General features: G+C 70.7%; 18 protein-coding genes. 6 read left to right on the top strand and 12 right to left on the bottom strand.

Annotation, left to right across the window (positions count from 1 at the left end):
- Nucleotides 1-23: 23 nt before the first annotated feature.
- The 4 genes from ACFVTC_RS37725 to ACFVTC_RS37710 all read right to left on the bottom strand — a co-directional run bounded on the left by ACFVTC_RS37725 (nt 24) and on the right by ACFVTC_RS37710 (nt 4,307).
- Complete coding sequence (locus ACFVTC_RS37725; protein WP_390133520.1) at nt 24-1,337, bottom strand: hypothetical protein; 1,314 nt, start codon at nt 1,335-1,337, stop codon at nt 24-26.
- Nucleotides 1,327-1,950 (bottom strand): DUF6114 domain-containing protein, encoded by a 624-nt coding sequence (locus tag ACFVTC_RS37720; protein ID WP_390133518.1) that lies wholly within the window; start codon nt 1,948-1,950, stop codon nt 1,327-1,329. The genes ACFVTC_RS37725 and ACFVTC_RS37720 overlap by 11 nt, the downstream gene beginning before the upstream one ends.
- Nucleotides 1,951-2,055: 105 nt before the next feature.
- A complete protein-coding gene (locus tag ACFVTC_RS37715) occupies nt 2,056-2,709 on the bottom strand; it encodes a DUF6230 family protein (protein WP_390133516.1) in 654 nt (217 codons plus the stop codon).
- A 620-nt stretch (nt 2,710-3,329) separates the two neighbouring features.
- Nucleotides 3,330-4,307: a tetratricopeptide repeat protein gene (locus ACFVTC_RS37710; protein ID WP_390133514.1), complete on the bottom strand. Its 978-nt coding sequence runs from the start codon at nt 4,305-4,307 to the stop codon at nt 3,330-3,332.
- Between the two features lie 300 nt (nt 4,308-4,607).
- Here ACFVTC_RS37710 and ACFVTC_RS37705 point away from each other — a divergent pair, with 300 nt between their 5' ends.
- Nucleotides 4,608-5,234 carry a TetR/AcrR family transcriptional regulator gene (locus ACFVTC_RS37705; RefSeq protein WP_390133512.1) on the top strand — a complete coding sequence of 209 codons (627 nt, stop codon included), beginning with the start codon at nt 4,608-4,610 and terminating at the stop codon, nt 5,232-5,234.
- A 260-nt stretch (nt 5,235-5,494) separates the two neighbouring features.
- Here the strand turns inward: ACFVTC_RS37705 and ACFVTC_RS37700 are convergent, their stop codons facing one another.
- From ACFVTC_RS37700 to ACFVTC_RS37680, 5 genes are all read right to left on the bottom strand, one after another.
- On the bottom strand, nt 5,495-7,195 hold the full coding sequence (locus tag ACFVTC_RS37700; protein ID WP_390133510.1) for a methylmalonyl-CoA mutase: 1,701 nt from the start codon (nt 7,193-7,195) through the stop codon (nt 5,495-5,497).
- A gap of 129 nt (nt 7,196-7,324) precedes the next feature.
- Nucleotides 7,325-7,663, bottom strand: coding sequence for a DUF3817 domain-containing protein (locus ACFVTC_RS37695; protein ID WP_390133508.1), 339 nt, complete (start codon nt 7,661-7,663; stop codon nt 7,325-7,327).
- Between the two features lie 53 nt (nt 7,664-7,716).
- On the bottom strand, nt 7,717-8,226 hold the full coding sequence (locus tag ACFVTC_RS37690) for a MarR family winged helix-turn-helix transcriptional regulator (RefSeq protein ID WP_390133506.1): 510 nt from the start codon (nt 8,224-8,226) through the stop codon (nt 7,717-7,719).
- Nucleotides 8,227-8,406: 180 nt separating this feature from the next.
- Nucleotides 8,407-8,700, bottom strand: coding sequence for an MTH1187 family thiamine-binding protein (locus tag ACFVTC_RS37685; RefSeq protein WP_390133504.1), 294 nt, complete (start codon nt 8,698-8,700; stop codon nt 8,407-8,409).
- Entirely contained in the window at nt 8,697-9,044 is a 348-nt protein-coding gene (locus ACFVTC_RS37680; protein ID WP_168530291.1) for a DUF3817 domain-containing protein, read from the bottom strand. Before ACFVTC_RS37680 ends, ACFVTC_RS37685 begins: the two co-directional genes overlap by 4 nt.
- Before the next feature lie 272 nt (nt 9,045-9,316).
- Between ACFVTC_RS37680 and ACFVTC_RS37675 the strand changes: the two genes are divergently transcribed.
- From ACFVTC_RS37675 to ACFVTC_RS37660, 4 genes are all read left to right on the top strand, one after another.
- Nucleotides 9,317-9,949 carry an AIM24 family protein gene (locus tag ACFVTC_RS37675; protein ID WP_390133501.1) on the top strand — a complete coding sequence of 211 codons (633 nt, stop codon included), beginning with the start codon at nt 9,317-9,319 and terminating at the stop codon, nt 9,947-9,949.
- Between the two features lies 1 nt (nt 9,950).
- Nucleotides 9,951-10,601 (top strand): AIM24 family protein, encoded by a 651-nt coding sequence (locus tag ACFVTC_RS37670; RefSeq protein WP_390133499.1) that lies wholly within the window; start codon nt 9,951-9,953, stop codon nt 10,599-10,601.
- Nucleotides 10,598-11,407, top strand: a complete 810-nt coding sequence (locus ACFVTC_RS37665) for an AIM24 family protein (protein WP_390133497.1) — start codon at nt 10,598-10,600, stop codon at nt 11,405-11,407. The genes ACFVTC_RS37670 and ACFVTC_RS37665 overlap by 4 nt, the downstream gene beginning before the upstream one ends.
- Before the next feature lie 92 nt (nt 11,408-11,499).
- The gene (locus ACFVTC_RS37660; RefSeq protein ID WP_356270207.1) at nt 11,500-11,976 is read left to right on the top strand and encodes a MarR family transcriptional regulator; all 477 of its coding nucleotides are present in this window, start codon (nt 11,500-11,502) and stop codon (nt 11,974-11,976) included.
- Nucleotides 11,977-12,125: 149 nt separating this feature from the next.
- Here the strand turns inward: ACFVTC_RS37660 and ACFVTC_RS37655 are convergent, their stop codons facing one another.
- Nucleotides 12,126-13,655 carry an ATP-binding protein gene (locus ACFVTC_RS37655; RefSeq protein ID WP_390133495.1) on the bottom strand — a complete coding sequence of 510 codons (1,530 nt, stop codon included), beginning with the start codon at nt 13,653-13,655 and terminating at the stop codon, nt 12,126-12,128.
- Entirely contained in the window at nt 13,652-14,311 is a 660-nt protein-coding gene (locus ACFVTC_RS37650; RefSeq protein WP_390133493.1) for a response regulator transcription factor, read from the bottom strand. The genes ACFVTC_RS37655 and ACFVTC_RS37650 overlap by 4 nt, the downstream gene beginning before the upstream one ends.
- Before the next feature lie 171 nt (nt 14,312-14,482).
- On the opposite strand from ACFVTC_RS37650, the gene ACFVTC_RS37645 reads away from it, so the two are divergent.
- Nucleotides 14,483-15,040, top strand: a complete 558-nt coding sequence (locus ACFVTC_RS37645) for a PepSY domain-containing protein (RefSeq protein WP_390133490.1) — start codon at nt 14,483-14,485, stop codon at nt 15,038-15,040.
- Between the two features lie 263 nt (nt 15,041-15,303).
- On the opposite strand, the gene meaB is transcribed toward ACFVTC_RS37645, so the two are convergent.
- Entirely contained in the window at nt 15,304-16,260 is a 957-nt protein-coding gene (meaB, locus tag ACFVTC_RS37640) for a methylmalonyl Co-A mutase-associated GTPase MeaB (protein WP_390133488.1), read from the bottom strand.

Genomic DNA, 16,260 nt, shown 5'->3' with positions numbered 1-16,260 from the left:
GAGGACCCGCGGGCCGGGGCCCGTCAGCTGGTGTACTGGTGCAGCCCGGGTACGGTCAGCGTCCCGCCGAACTGTCCGGCCTGCACGACCTTCACCTTGGTGAAGTAGATCAGCGGGATGTTCAGCGGCGGCGGGTTGTCCGGGTCGAACGTGATCGGTATCAGGCCGAGCAGGTTCCCGGAGATGCTCTCCGTGTACATGATCGTCTTGCCGTCGCGGATGGTGGACGTCGTCCCCTTGCCCGCCTGTACGTGGTACGTCCTGCCGGACTGCTCGTCGTTGACCGTCTGGTGCAGGTCGCCGATGTCCGTGCCGTCGGAGATCACGTACTTCAGAACCCTCTTGACCTTGCCGCTGGCGGTCTTCACCTTCACTACGCCCTGGTAGTCGGCGCCTTTGAGCAGCAGCGAGCTGGCGTTCAGGTACCACGGGTCGTCGGGCAGCAGTATGCGGTTGTCGACACCGCCCTCGGCGTCCGTGGCGACCGGGCAGTCCGACAGGTCCGTGGTGGCACTCGCGGACGGGCTCGGGGACGAGGTGGCCGCGTCGGTGGCGTCCTTGACCGCCTTCGTGGTGTCCTCGGCCGCCTTGGTCGCCGTGTCGGTCGTGTCCTTCACGGCCTTCTTGACCGTGTCGGTGACCTTGCCGGCGGTGTCCTTGACGGTGCCGGACGCGCCCTTGTCCTGGGTGTCCCCGGCGCTCGCCGAGGTGGACGCGGAAGGGGTGGCGGACGGCGTGGGGGTGGAGCTCGCCGTGGAACCGCCGCCGCCGGTGAGGACGCCCGTGATGGCGTCGCCGACGGCGCCGAGCAGTCCGCCGTCGCCCGTGGAGGCCGACGGGGTCGCCGCGGGCTTCTCGTCACCACCGGTGCCGCTGCCGCTCTGGGCCGACTTGCTCGCGGACGGCGTCGGCTCGGACCCGGCCTTGTCGTCGGAACCTGAATCCGACGAAGAGGTCTTGTCCGGGGACGCGCTGGCCGAGGGGGTCGGCTTCGCCGTGCCGGGTGACGCGGTGGAGCTCGCCGAGGTGGAGGCGGAGGGCGTCGGCGTGGCCGAGGCGTCCTTGCCGTCCTTGGCGCCGGTCATGGCCTCGACGCACTTCTGGTATTCGTCGATCGTCAAGCTCTTGGACGACGAGTGGTCGTCCGCCTGCGCGAGCGTCGGGGTGAAGCCCATACCCATCAGGACGGCCGTCGGCATCGCCGCGATGGCCACGGCTTTGCCCGCGGGAACATGGAATCTGGTGAACAGGGGCTTCCTGGGGGCCGCGTGGCGCGGTCCGGTTCTCACCCGGGACTCGTCGACTTCCGTCCCGCGGGTCGCCTCGTCAGCCGACACTGTGCCTCCCGTTCGCCCCGTGGGCGGAGCTCATTCCTGACAGGTCCCTCGGCTCGCCGCCCGTCTCGCCGGCGTCCGCGGGACCCGCGCCGTCCGCGCCGTCCGGAGTGCCGGGGGATTCCGGCGCCTGCGGCGCTTGCGGGGTGTTCGGGGTGTCGGAGGCGCTCGGGGCGCCGCCCTGGCTCTTGTACGTCGAACTGCGCTTTTCCTCACCGGAGTCACCCGGCGCCCAGGAGACCGCCATCGCTCCGCCCACCATCGCGAGCAGGAAGCCGACGAGGAAGCCGCCGAGGTTGGCCACCGGAATGGACACCAGCCCCAGCAGGATCGCCGCGACTCCGGCGAAGGTCCGTACGTGCTTCTGGAACCAGAGGCTGAAGCCCAGCACGAAGAGCAGCACGCCGATGATCAGGGAACCGGCGCCGCCGGGGGTGCCCATGGCCATCGTCAGATGGCCGATCTGGAGGTGTGCGTACGGGAAGTACACGATGGGGATACCCGCGAGCAGGACGTACAGGCCCGCCCAGAACGGGCGTTCGCCCCTCCAGGACCGGAAGTTCCGCCGGAAGACTTGGAGATAGTGCTCGCTCTGCCCGGGTGACTCGGCGCTCATGGAAAACGGCTCCCTGGAACGGCTTGCTGTGAAAAGTTCACATACTGCGGAAAGAGGTGGGGCGGGCGGGGCAGCTGCCGGCTCCCCCGCCCGCCCCCTGAGTGCCTAGTAGCACTCCTTGGTGCCCGTCGACACCGACATCTTCAGGCCACTGAGCTTGAACGTGCCGGCGGTGGTCGCCCACGCCGTCTGCTTCACGTCCGTGAGCTCCGCGGAATCCGCCTGCTGGGCGAAGCCGTAGGGGTTGGCCTGCTCGCCGCCACCCTTCATGCCCGGGCCCTTGCCGCCCTTGTCGGCACCCGTGTCACCGGCGGCCACGCCGATGTCAATGCCGTGGAACGTGGCATTGGCCTGGAGGTCCTCGACGTCGATGTACAGGTTCTCGGCCTGCACCGCGTCGTGACCCGCCCCGCCCGCCCTGAGGATCAGGCTGACCGACCCGAGCAACGGAACGTTCGGGGTGACCACGGACTGACACATGTTCGTGATCGACGCGGACTTGAACGCCGACACCGCGACGGGGTGACCCGTCTTCTTGCCATCGAGGGTGTAACCCGCGTCAATGGCTCCGTACTGCGAGAAACCCTTGCCGTTGAGCGAATCCGCCGAGACCTTGAACGACTGGCCGGAGACGCTGAACGACGCGGCGAGAGCACCCTGCGCGAGGGCCACACCTATCGCTGCCGTGGCGGCCACGCTGGGCACCATCACGACGGCGAACCGCTTCCATCTGGTCCCGCCACGCACCTGGGACTGCATATTTCCTCCTTCTCGGACGTACATCTCCTGGCCCTGACTGCCACTTGTCGGCGGCTCAGCCGGGCAGGGATGGGAGAAGTGCTACGTCCTCGGGAAGGAGAGCGCCGTACTCCTCGGACGCATTACGCCCGAACACACCGGCGATCACCCCCGAGCGACAACCACTGGTCGCGCCTGACACACATCACGCACAACCTGCTGGACAGGCTCCACCCGACGGCGAAGACCCCCCTGCCCAAGAGGCGGCGTCACTGCCGCCGCCCCTACCCGGTGGGGACCCAGAAAACCCCTTGACCCGATTGGTTGTCGGAGGAGGGGTAATGGACCGAGCGTCGCCGATCGTGGTGCATTCTGGCCGCCCGCACAAGGGGGTTCGTTACTGGCTAGTAACGGCCGGATAACCGAACAACGACCCGTCGGTATCGGTTGGCGACTCAGGGTGGCGCTGGGGCGGATGACAAAAAGGTTGATCCCCGGACGGAATCCGACAGACCAACGCCTCCGACTTACTCCCAGTAACAGCGGCCGCGTTTACCAAGTTTTGGTAAAACGCGGCCGCTTGTGGCCCTCCTGGCGAATCTTTCACCTGGGCGTCACAAGGCCCGGCGTTTAGGAACAGGTCAGAACAGGGCCCTGGCCAGCGCGCGGCGCGCCGCGATCACGCGCGGGTCGTCGGCGCCCACCACCTCGAAGAGTTCGAGCAACCGCACCCGTACGGCGTCGCGGTCGTCGCCCGCCGTGCGCTGCACCGTGTCGATGAGCCGCCCGAACGCGTCCTCGACATGGCCGCCCACGAGGTCCAGGTCGGCGGCGGCGATCTGCGCCCGCACGTCGTTCGGGTTCTCCGCGGCGTCCTCGCGCACCTTGCCCGGATCGGCGCCCTGCACGCGCTGGAGCAACTCGGCCTGGGCGAGGCCGAGCTTGGCCTCCATGTTGCCCGGGTCGTCGCTCAGCACGTTCCGGTACGCCTGTACGGCACCGCCGAAGTCACCGGCGTCCAGGGCCTGTACGGCCGCTTCGAGGAGCGCGTCGTACGGTCCGGCCGGCATCTCGTGCTCCACCGGGGCGGCGCCGGGCTCGGCTTCCTGGTCGACGGTCAGACCGGTGAGGCCGAAACGCTCCTCGGCGACCTGCACGAGCTGGTCCAGGGTCCCCCGGATCTGCGCCTCGGCGGCGGCTCCCTGGAAGAGCGGCAGAGCCTGCCCCGCGACCACGGCGAAGACGGCCGGGATCCCCTGGATCCCGAACTGCTGCATCAGCATCTGGTTGGCGTCGACGTCGATCTTGGCGAGGACGAACCGGCCGCCGTACTCGACGGCCAGCCGCTCGAGCACCGGGCTCAACTGCTTGCAGGGCTCGCACCACTCGGCCCAGAAGTCGATGACGACCGGTACCTCGGTGGACCGCTGAAGGACATCACGCTCGAATCCGGCCTCGTCGACATCGATGACGAGACTGGCGGGAGACACGGCCCCGCCTCCGCCGCCCTGCCTGGCCGCTTCGGCGCGCGCCTGCTCCGCCTTCGCCTTGGCCTCCTGGGCCGCCTTCACCGCGGCGAGGTCGACGACTCCGCTCATGGACATGTTCCGTGGCTGCATGAGTACATCCTCCCCCTTCCTCGCGCACGTGTGAAAAACGCTGTGAAAGCCGGGCCCGCAACGTCCTGGTCCGCGGCGCCCGGCGTCCTGATGTGTGGTGCTCGCGCCGGGTCCCCACCCGGCGCCTGTGGTTGCCGCTCGCGCACGGGTCAGGGTGTACGAGCGTCGTCCGCAGCTTTCGCTACGGGTCGTAGCGTAACTGTAGGGGGGCGTCTTCGCCCGACTTCCCCCGGTGATCTCCCTCACGGCTTCACGGAACGGCCGGATTTGCCCGCCCACAACGGCGGATATGGTCCTGCCATGCAGAGTCGCTCTTCCGTCCCGCGTACGGGGCGCCCACGCAGCGCTGCCGCGGACGCCGCGATCCTGGAGGCGACGCGGGCGGCACTGGTCGAACTGGGCTGGTCCAAGCTGACGTTGGGGGACGTGGCGACCCGCGCCGGGGTCGCCAAGACGACCCTCTACCGGCGCTGGGCCGGCAAGAACGAGCTCGTGGTCGACGCGGTCGCCGTGCTCTTCGACGAACTGGAGCTGCCCGACCGCGGCAGTCTGGCGGCGGACATCGAGGGTGTGGTGCTGCAGTTCGCGGCGATCCTGGACCGGCCCGAGACGAAGACCGCCCTGATGGCGGTGGTGGCGGAGTCCACCCGTGACGAGCCCCTGCGGGAGCGGATCCGGACGTCCATCGTCGACCGGCAGAAGCGGCTCGTGGTGGAGGGGAGGGCGCGGGCCACCGCCCGGGGGGAGCTGCCGCCGGAGTCCGATCCCGAGGCGTCCGCGCGTACGGCGGATCTCATCTTCGACGTGGTCGCCGGGGCGGTGGTGCATCGCACGCTGGTCAGTGCGGAGGCGGCGGACGAGGAGTGGGTGCGGGCGTTCACCCGGGTGCTCCTGCTCGGCCTGGCGGGCGCCACCGAGGCCCCCTGACCGGACGTTCTTTCGCCCCCGCCGCCCCTACCCGACCCATCCCGCACCTGGGGCTCCGCCCCAGACCCCACCAAGGGGCTGCGCCCCCTGGACCCCCGCTCGCCCGAAGGGCTCGTCCTCAATCGCCGGACGGGCTGGGTAGTTCAGCCCGTCCGGCGATTGAGGACAAGGCCCTTAAGGCCGAAGCGGGGGTCTGGGGGCGGCAGCCCCCAGGAACAGATGGGACGGGTAGGGGCGGCGGGGGCGAAGAAACCCGGGGTTCAGAAGCCCGCCGGCTCCGTGTACACCCCCCACTCCTCCCGGAGGGCGTCGCAGATCTCGCCCAGCGTGGCCTCCGCCCGCACCGCCTCCAGCATCGGCACGATCATGTTGGACCCGTCCCGCGCGGCAGCGAGCATCGCACCCAGCGCGGCACGCACACGCGCGTCGTCCCGCGCACCCCGCCGCGTCCCCAACTCCCGCACCTGCTCCCGCTCGACCTCATGGCTGACCCGGAGGATCTCCAGGTCGCCGGTCACGGAGCCATGGTGGACGTTCACGCCGACGACCCGCTTGTCGCCCTTCTCCAGCGCCCGCTGGTACTGGAACGCGGATTCGGCGATCTCCCCGGTGAACCAGCCGTCCTCGATCCCCCGCAGGATGCCGGAGGTGATCGGCCCGATCGGGTGCCGCCCGTCGGGATGTGCCCGCAGCCCCCGCTCCCTGATCTGCTCGAAGATCTTCTCCGCGTCGGCCTCGATCCGGTCGGTGAGCTGCTCGACGTACCAGGAACCGCCCAGCGGGTCGGCCACGTTGGCGACGCCGGTCTCCTCCATCAGCACCTGCTGCGTGCGCAGGGCGATCTCGGCGGCCTGCTCGGACGGCAGCGCGAGCGTCTCGTCCAGGGCGTTGGTGTGAAGCGAGTTCGTGCCGCCCAGCACCGCGGCGAGTGCCTCCACCGCCGTACGGACGACGTTGTTGTACGGCTGCTGGGCCGTCAGGGAGACACCGGCCGTCTGGGTGTGGAAGCGCAGCCACTGCGCCTTGTCGGACTTCGCGCCGTACACGTCCCGCATCCAGCGCGCCCAGATCCGCCGGGCCGCCCGGAACTTGGCGATCTCCTCGAAGAAGTCCAGGTGCGCGTCGAAGAAGAAGGAGAGGCCGGAGGCGAAGACGTCCACGTCCAGGCCGCGCGAGAGGCCCAGTTCCACGTACCCGAAGCCGTCCGCCAGCGTGTACGCCAGCTCCTGCGCGGCCGTGGAGCCCGCCTCCCGGATGTGGTACCCGGAGACGGACAGCGGCTTGTAGGCGGGGATCTTCGCGGCGCAGTGCTCCATCAGGTCACCGATGAGGCGCAGGTGCGGCTCGGGCTCGAAGAGCCACTCCTTCTGGGCGATGTACTCCTTGAAGATGTCGGTCTGGAGCGTGCCGTTCAGGACGGCCGGGTCCACGCCCTGGCGCTCGGCCGCGACCAGGTACATGCAGAAGACGGGCACGGCCGGTCCGCTGATCGTCATCGACGTGGTGACGTCACCGAGCGGGATGTCCTTGAACAGGACCTCCATGTCGGCGGCGGAGTCGATCGCGACCCCGCAGTGCCCGACCTCGCCGAGCGCGCGGGGGTCGTCGGAGTCACGTCCCATGAGGGTCGGCATGTCGAAGGCGACCGAGAGACCGCCGCCGCCCGCGGCGAGGATCATCTTGTAGCGCTCGTTGGTCTGCTCGGCGTTACCGAATCCGGCGAACTGGCGGATCGTCCAGGTACGCCCGCGGTAGCCGGTCGGGTGGAGCCCGCGGGTGAAGGGGTACTCGCCGGGCCATCCGATCCGCTCGAAGCCGTCGTACGTGTCCCCGGGCCGAGGCCCGTACACCGGCTCCACGGAGTCGCCGGAGAGCGTGGTGAAGTCCGCGTCGCGCTTGCGCGATGCGTCGTACCGGGCCTGCCAGCGTCGGCGGCCCTCTTCGATGGCGTCAGCGTCCATGCCTCCAAATTTACTAGGACGTCCTAGTAAATGTCGATGGGAAACCGCCACGGACCACACCGACGGCGGTACGGAGGGTCCGGTGGCGGCAGGAGTCCCGCGGCGTCACGGCTGGTGGGACGGGCCGGGCTAGGCCTTGGCGACCACGGGGGAGCCGTCTGTGATCCTCGACTCCAGCTCACGGCTGACCTTGCGCTCCACGAAGAACGCCGCCGTCGGGATCGTCCCGGCCAGCAGCACCCACAGCTGCTTGCCGACCGGCCACTTCGCCTTGGCCCCGAGGTCGAAGGCGAACACGAGGTAGACGACGTAGAGCCAGCCGTGCGCGATGGCGACGACGCGGGTGAAGTCCACGGCACCGTTCATGTCGAGCACGTACTTGGCGATCACACCGAGGGTCAGCAGGACCAGCAGCACACCGGTGACGTAGGCCATCACGCGGTAGCGGGTCAGCACGCTCTTCTTCATGCGTACGAGCGTAACGGCCCCTTTTGCGCGATCTTCGCGCGCCCCTGCCCCGTCTACTCGTCGTCGAAGTCGTGCGCCGAGACCCTCAGCGGCCGCAGCATCGCGAAGATCTCCCCGCACTCCTCCGGGTCGTACACCCCGAGCCCGAAATCCATCTCCATCAGGTCGCGGGTCGCCGCGTCGCAGACCTCGCGGCCCTTGTCGGTGATGGAGGCGAGCGTGCCGCGCCCGTCGTTGGGGTTGGGACGCTTGTCGACGAGTCCGGACCGCACCAGACGGTCCACGGTGTTCGTGACGGAGGTGGGGTGCACCATCAGCCGCTCGCCGATCTTGGACATCGGCAGCTCGCCGGCCTTGGAGAAGGTCAGCAGCACCAGTGCCTCGTAGCGCGCGAAGGTCAGTCCGTACGGCTTGACGACCGCGTCGACCTCGGCGAGGAGGATCTGGTGCGCGCGCATGATCGAGGTGATCGCGGCCATGGACGGCACTGCTCCCCAGCGCTGTTGCCACAGTTCGTCGGCGCGGGCGATGGGATCGAAGGCAAGGCTGAGCGGCTTCGGCACGGCATGAGACCTTACCCGCCGGTCATATCGTGGTCTGCCCCGTCTCGCCTTTCGGTCGCTCATACGTTCCCGTTCGACGCGGAGAGGGGCGGCGGCGGCCGCCCGAACCCCGCCGGACGCGCGGAACCCCGGCCCACTGGACCGGGGTTCGGGGGTGCCGGCGCCGCTCGGGACCGGAGGTCAGTCGGACAGGTGCCGTTCGACCGTCTCGACCTTCGAGGTCAGACCGTCCGTGACCCCGGGGCGGATGTCCGCCTTGAGGACGACGGAGACGCGCGGCGCCCGCGCCTCGACGGCGGCGACGGCACGCTTGACCACGTCCATCACCTCGTCCCACTCCCCCTCGATGGAGGTGAACATGGCGTCGGTGCGGTTCGGCAGTCCGGACGCGCGGACGACCCGGACGGCGTCGGCGACGTACTCCCCCACGTCCTCGCCGACACCGAGCGGCGTCACGGAGAAGGCGACGATCACGACGACCCCACGACTCCCTCGCGGCGGGCGCGGGAGGCGATGACCGCGTCCTCGGTCTCGCGCCGCAGCTTGCGCTCGGCGAAGAACCCGCCCGTGGGCAGCACGGACAGGACGAAGTAGAGGATTCCGGTCCCGGCGCTCCACCGGGCGCGGTTCCAGGCGTCCGCCCAGAAGATCACGTAGAGGATGAAGAGCACACCGTGGATCGCGCCCATGACGGGCACCGCGTTGAAGTCCGTGGTCCGTTTCAGCACCGAGCAGACGAGCAGCAGCAGGAAGGAGACGGCCTCGGGGGCCGAGACCAGGCGGAGGCGGCGGAGGGCGGTGGCGGTCTTTATGTCCACGGGTCACCTTCGGTGGGGTCGGGGGAGAGTCGTCGGTCGTCCGGGCTCAGAGCTTTGTGAACGCAAGCACAAGGCCCCGGCCATTGTGGCACCCGGGACAGCGCGTCCCGGTCCGGGGGTCGCGGACGGCGTGCCCCGGGCGGGCGCCCGCGTCCCGCCCGGCTCGCCGCCCCGGTCGTCCCGTCGGCCCCCTGAGGGTCCGCTCAGGGATGACATCCACCCGTGGACCCTGTCCCCCTCCGCGACCGGCGGCTACCGTCACGACTGTGGCGATGTTCCGACTTCAAGGCAGCAAGGTGCTGGCCGTCGACATGACCGGGGACGCCGTGAAGGCGAAGAACGGCTCGATGGTGGCGTACGACGGTCAGATGGCCTTCAAGAAGCTGAGCGGCGGCGGTGACGGGATCCGCGGGATGGTGACGCGGCGCCTGACCGGCGAGCAGATGACGGTGATGGAGGTGAAGGGGCACGGGACCTGCTGGTTCGCGGACCGGGCCAGCGAGATCAACCTGGTGAGCCTGCGGGGCGACAAGCTGTACGTCGAGTCCAGCAATCTCCTCGCGACGGACGCCGGGCTGCGCACGGGCACGTCCTTCACGGGACTGCGCGGCGCCTCCCAGGGCAACGGTCTGTTCACGACCACCGTCGAGGGCCACGGGCAGGCCGCGATCATGTCCGACGGGCCGGCGGTGGTGCTGCGCGTCAGCTCCCAGTACCCGCTGACGGTGGACCCCGGGGCGTACATCGCCCACCAGGGCGATGTCAGGCAGTCCTTCCACGCCGGTGTGACGTTCCGCACGTTCATGGGCGAGGGCGGCGGCGAGGCATTCCAGATCCGCTTCGAGGGCGACGGTCTGGTCTACGTACAGCCCAGTGAGCGCAACACGATCGCGGGGGACCTGTGACATGCCGTTCCGCGAAGTGAACTCCAAGATGATCGAGGCGACGGTCCTGCCGGGCCAGCGCCTGTTCAGTCAGCGCGGCGCGATGCTCGCCTACAAGGGCGAGGTGTCCTTCACGCCCAACATCCAGGGCGGCCAGGGCGGGGTCATGTCGATGCTCGGCCGCCGGGTCGCGGGCGAGGCCACCCCGCTGATGACCGTCGAGGGCAGCGGCACGGTCCTGTTCGGGCACGGCGGCCATCACATCCAGGTGATCAGCCTGACGGGCGACACGCTCTACGTCGAGGCGGACCGGCTACTGGCCTTCGACGGCACGCTCCAGCAGGGCACGGTGTTCCTGGGCTCGCAGGGCGGGGTCATGGGCATGGTCCGCGGCCAGGTGACGGGCCAGGGCCTGTTCACCACGACCCTCAAGGGGCACGGCTCGGTCGCCGTGATGGCGCACGGCGGGGTCATCGAGGTGCCGATCACCCCGCAGCGCCCGGTCCACGTCGACCCCCAGGCGTACGTGGCGCACCACGGCGACGTACGCAACAAGCTGTCCACGGCGCTCGGCTGGCGCGACATGGTGGGCCGCGGCTCGGGCGAGGCGTTCCAGCTGGAGCTGAGCGGCAGTGGTGCGGTGTACGTCCAGGCCTCGGAGGAGAAGCTGTGAGCGCGTACGGGACTCCCGGTGGCCCCACGGTCCACGACCCCATGACGTTGCCCGTCGACGACAACGTCAACAAGTACACCTTCTGCGTGGAGCTCAAAGGGAGCCAGTGGTTCCTGCAGAAGGGCAAGATGATCGCCTACTACGGGTCGATGGAGTTCAACGGCATCGGACACGGCCGACTCGACCGACTTGTCCGTACGTCGTTCCATTCGCCTCTGCACGCGAGCGACTGGGTCGTGGCGGACGGTTCGGGCAAGATGCTCCTCGCCGACCGGGCCTTCGACGTGAATTCGTATGACCTGGACGACGGCAACCTGACCATTCGCTCGGGCAACCTGCTCGCTTTTCAGCCAAGTCTCGCGCTCAAGCAGTCGATCGTGCCGGGCTTTCTGACACTCATCGGAACCGGCAAGTTCGTGGCGGCGTCGAACGGTCCGGTGGTGTTCATGGAACCCCCGATCCGGGTGGACCCGCAGGCGCTGGTGGGCTGGGCCGACTGCCCGTCCCCGTGTCATCACTACGACCACGGGTACATGACGGGCGTCATGGGCGGCCTACGTGCACTGACGGGCCTGGGCGGGGCCTCCGGGGAGGAGCATCAGTTCGAGTTCGTGGGAGCCGGCACCGTGCTGCTCCAGTCCACGGAGATCCTGATGGCCGAGCAGGCCACCGGGGCCGTTCCGCACGAGCCGGGAGTGCCCGGCGCCGGCGGCACACCCGGTCACCAGGGCCAGTACGGTCAGCAGGCCGCGACACCGCGCCTTCCCGGACAGCTCGGAGACCTCCAGCGTCGCTTCGGGCTGTGAGCGGTAGTCTGCGGAGTGTGACATCGAACGCGTGCGCACCGTCACACCACCCTCACTAGTTCGCCTTTCAACATTTTAGGTAGACTTCATTCATGGAGACCGAGACGGCCACGCGCTGGCTGACCGATGCGGAGCAGTGCGCCTGGCGCACCCACCTGGAGGTCAACAGGCTGTTGACGTACCAGCTCGAGAGGGACCTGCAGCCGTTCGGGCTGACGATGAACGACTACGAGATCCTGGTGAACCTCTCCGAGTCGGAGGGCGTCCGGCTGCGGATGAGCGACCTCGCGGCCGCCACCCTCCAGTCGAAGAGCCGCCTCTCGCACCAGATCACCCGCATGGAGAACGCGGACCTGGTCCGGCGGGAGAACTGCGAGTCCGACCGCCGGGGTCTGTACGCCGTCCTCACCGATCACGGCCTGGAGACGATGAAGAAGGTCGCCCCGCACCATGTGGCGTCCGTCCGCAGGCACTTCATGGACCTGGTGTCCCCCGAGGCCCTGGAGGAGCTGCACAAGTCGCTGCAGCCGATCGCGGAACACCTGCGGGGGCAACGCGGCAAGCCGTGACGCGCCGCGGGAACGCGGGAGCACGCGCCGCGGTCACGCGTCACGCGTGACCGGGGACACGGCACCACGACCCCGGAATCAGCTCAGCGGCAGCGGCAGCGGCAGCGGCAGGACGAACGCCTCTCCCCGTTTCCCGGATCCGCTCCGCGTCAGGCGTGGCCGGGCAGCCGGAGCGTGAAGAGCGCTCCGCCTCCCCGGGCATCGCCGACGGTGAGTGTGCCGCCGTGCCGCAGTGCCACATCGCGGGCGATGGCGAGGCCCAGACCGGCCCCGCCGTCGTCCCGGCCGCGGGCCTCGTCGAGCCGCACGAACCGCTCGAAGATCCTCTCGCGCTCGGCGGCGGGGACACCCGCCCCGTCGTCGGCGACCTCCAGAACGGCCCACGGGCCCTCGGTCCGCAGAGTGACCGCGACCCGGCTGCGCGCATGCCGGCGGGCGTTGTCCAGCAGATTGCCGAGCAGCCGCGCCATCTGCCCCCGGGATCCGACGACTTCGGCGCTCGCGCCCTCCACCGTCACCCCCGGACGCCTGGACACCTCCTCCCGGGCCAGCGCCGCCAGGTCGAACCGGGTGCCCGCGGGCCGCTCCCCAGCGTCCAGCCGGGCGAGCAGCAGCAGATCGGCGGCGAGCCGCTGCAGCCGTACGGTGTCCGCGACGGCCCCGGTCACATCCAGCAGCTCCGGGTGCGCCGCGCCCACTTCGAGCTGGGTGCGCAGGGAGGCGATGGGGCTGCGCAGTTCGTGCGAGGCGTCGGCGACGAACCGGCGCTGCCGCTCGACGGACGTCTCCAGGGCGGCCAGCGTCTCGTTGGTGGTCCGCGCCAGACCCGCGACCTCGTCCTGGGTGTCCGGCACGGGCACCCGCCGTGCGAGGTCCTCGGAGGCCGTGATCGCGGCCATCTCGCTGCGGATGCCCTCGACCGGCCGCAGCGCGCGCCGGGTGACCCGCCAGGTCACGGCGGCCACCACGGTCAGCAGCAGGGGGAGGCCGATCAGCATGACCGTCAGGGCCGTGCGTACGGCGCCCTGTTCGGCGGAGAGCGGTGCGCCCGCGTACACGGTCAGCGCACCCTTGCTCCTCACACTCACCTCGACGGCGGCGAACCGGTAGTCCGCCGTGTCCCCGCCGAGCGTGGCCGAGCCCTCGCTGAAGTTCACCGCGGCGCCGATCCGGCCGGGCTCGAGAGAGTGGTCGTCGTCCGCACCGGCGCCGCGGCCCCGGCCGGCCTTCCCCCGGCCGTCGCCAGCCCTGTCGTCACCGCCACCGCTGTCATCACCGCCACCCTTGTCGTCACCGCCCTTGCCGCCGCCGTGGTCGTCCGTCGCGTCGCCGCCGCTCCCCGGGGCGGCCGTCCGCTTGGCCCGCGGCTTCACCGCGCCGGTCCCCGTGCCGCTGATCCGCCGCAGATTCTCGCTGGCGGCGACCAGTACGCCCGTCCCGTCGACCACCTGGACGGGACGCTGGTCGTCGTCCAGCCGCAGCCGGTCGTAGGACGCCCCGCCGGACAGGTCGGCCGCGACCTCGCGGGCGCTGCGCTCCGCCTCCGTGCCGGCCTGGCCGTTCAGGTTGGCACGGAGGGACAGCAGGACGGCGGCGCCCGCGGCCACGAGCGCGATGGCCACCACGACGGTCGCGCCGAGCGTGGCCTTGGCCCGGACGGATCCGAAGAGCCGGCTCATCGGGCTTCCAGCCGGTAGCCCGCTCCGCGCACGGTCCGGATGAACGCCGCCCCGAGCTTGCGCCGCAGGGTGCTGACGTAGACCTCGACTATGTTCGGGTCCCCGTCGTAGGCGAAGTCCCAGACGTGTTCGAGGATCTCGGCCTTCGAGACGACCTGTCCGGCCCGCAGTACGAGCTGCTCCAGGACCGAGAACTCCTTCGCCGTGAGGGCGACCTCGTCCGCGCCCCGGAAGACGCGCCGGGCGCCGGTGTCGACCGTCAGCTCGCCCAGGACCCGCACCGGCGGGCGGGCGGACCGTCCGCGCCGCAGCAGCGCCTTCACCCGGGCCACCAGCACCACGTACGAGAACGGCTTGGTCAGGTAGTCGTCGGCGCCGGTGTCCAGCCCCTCCGCCTCGTCGTACTCGCCGTCCTTCGCGGTGAGCATGAGGATCGGCACGTCGTGCCCGGCGGCACGCAGCGCGGCGCAGACGCGATAGCCGTTCATGCCGGGCAGCATGATGTCGAGGACGACGAGGTCGTAGGCGCCCTCGCTCGCCCGGTGCAGGCCCTCGGCCCCGTCGTGGACGACGTCCACGGCGTACCCCTCGGCCCTCAGTCCCTTGGCGAGCGACAAAGCCAGCCGCTTCTCGTCCTCCACGATCAACAGGCGCATGCGCCCAGCGTCCCAAACCGCACCTGAAGAAGTCTTCAGGCGGCTTCAGGCTGCGTTCAGCACCCCTCGCCGACAGTGGTTCCCGTCGGCAACGCAGCAACGCACCGGACGACTTGGGGCCGGTCCCGCACCAATCACCAGGCAGAGTCCGGCACATCAGGAGGAACCGATATGAAGCGCAACATCGTCATCGCCGCCGTGGCGGCCGCGGCCCTGATCGGGGGCGGCACGGCGACGGCCCTGGCCGTCACGGACGACAGCACCGCCGCGGTCCCCGGGGCGTCGTCCCGGACGGCGGACGACGACCGCGCGGGCCACGTACGCCATGGCGACGACACCCGGGTGGACGACCGGACGCGGACGGGCGGCCGCGCCGGGACGGACGACCGGACACGGGCGGGCGGTCCCACCCGGACGGACGATCACCCTCACCCGGACGACCGCACCCGAACGGGCCGTCACGCGGCCGGATCGGACGATCACGGCGACGACGCCGCACGGCTGCGGTCCGCCCGGGTGACGGCGGCCGAAGCCCTCGCCACGGCGCTGCGCCACACGCCGGGCACCGCCGCCTCCGCCGACCTGGACGACGACCGCGCCACCCCGACGTGGGAGATCGGGATCCTCGCCACCGGCGGCACCTGGTACGAGGTGCGCGTCGACGCGGGCACGGGCAAGGTCGTCTCCGCCCGCACGGAGCCGGCGCACCGGGGCGGCCACGACGGCTGACTCGCGGGGTCCCGCGCGGCGGCTCGGCAGGGCCCCGCGCGGGGGCCCCGCGTTCGGGGCACGGCGGTGATCGCCGTCCGTTCCGGGCAGGCCCCGGAGACGACAGGGTCGCAGGCCCGACCGGCCCGGCGACGGCGGGACAAGGAGCGCCCCCCATCCCTCGGCGGGCCCCATCAGAGTCCCGGGGTCCAGGCCCCCCTCAGGTCCCGACCCCCACCAGGGTCCCGGGGTCCAGGCCCCCCTCAGGTCCCGGTCAGGCCCCCTCAGGTCTCGGTCAGGCCCTCCACCAGGGAGTCGGCGGCCCGGTAGGGGTCGAGTTCGCCCGCGACGATCCGTTCCGCCAGCGCGCTCAGGCGGCGGTCGCCGTGCAGGTCGCCGATGCGCCGGCGCAGGGCCGTGACCGCGATCGTCTCGACCTCCTGGGAGGCACGGGCGAGCCGGCGCTCGGCGAGGACGCCGTGCTCCTCCATCCAGGCGCGGTGCTTCTCCAGGGCCTCGACGACCTCGTCGATGCCCTCGCCGCGCGCCGCGACCGTCTTGACGATCGGCGGCCGCCAGTCCCCGGGCCCGCGGGACTCGCCGAGGCCGAGCATGTGGTTCAGCTCGCGCGCGGTCGCGTCGGCGCCGTCCCGGTCGGCCTTGTTGACCACGTACACGTCGCCGATCTCCAGGATTCCGGCCTTCGCCGCCTGGATGCCGTCACCCATGCCGGGGGCGAGCAGGACGACCGAGGTGTCCGCCCGGGACGCGATCTCGACCTCCGACTGGCCCACCCCGACGGTCTCGACCAGGATCACGTCGCAGCCCGCCGCGTCCAGCACGCGGATCGCCTGGGGGGCCGCCCAGGCCAGGCCGCCGAGGTGACCGCGGGTCGCCATCGAGCGGATGTACACACCGGGATCCGAGGCGTGCTCGGACATCCGGACCCGGTCGCCGAGCAGCGCGCCCCCGGAGAACGGGGACGACGGGTCGACGGCCAGGACGCCGACCCGCCTGCCCTGCCGCCGGTAGGCGCTCACCAGTGCCGAGGTCGACGTCGACTTGCCGACGCCCGGCGACCCGGTGAGCCCGACCACGTACGCCCCGCCGGCCAGCGGAGCCAGCGCCGCCATCACCTCGCGCAACTGCGGGGACGCCCCCTCCACCAGCGAGATCAGCCGGGCGACGGCCCGCGGCCGGCCTTCCCTGGCCTGGGCCACCAGCGAGGAGACGTCCTGCAT

This window comes from Streptomyces sp. NPDC057950 (genome assembly GCF_042887295.1).
Lineage (GTDB): Bacteria > Actinomycetota > Actinomycetes > Streptomycetales > Streptomycetaceae > Streptomyces > Streptomyces kaempferi.
This window is presented reverse-complemented; position numbering and strand designations above follow the sequence as displayed.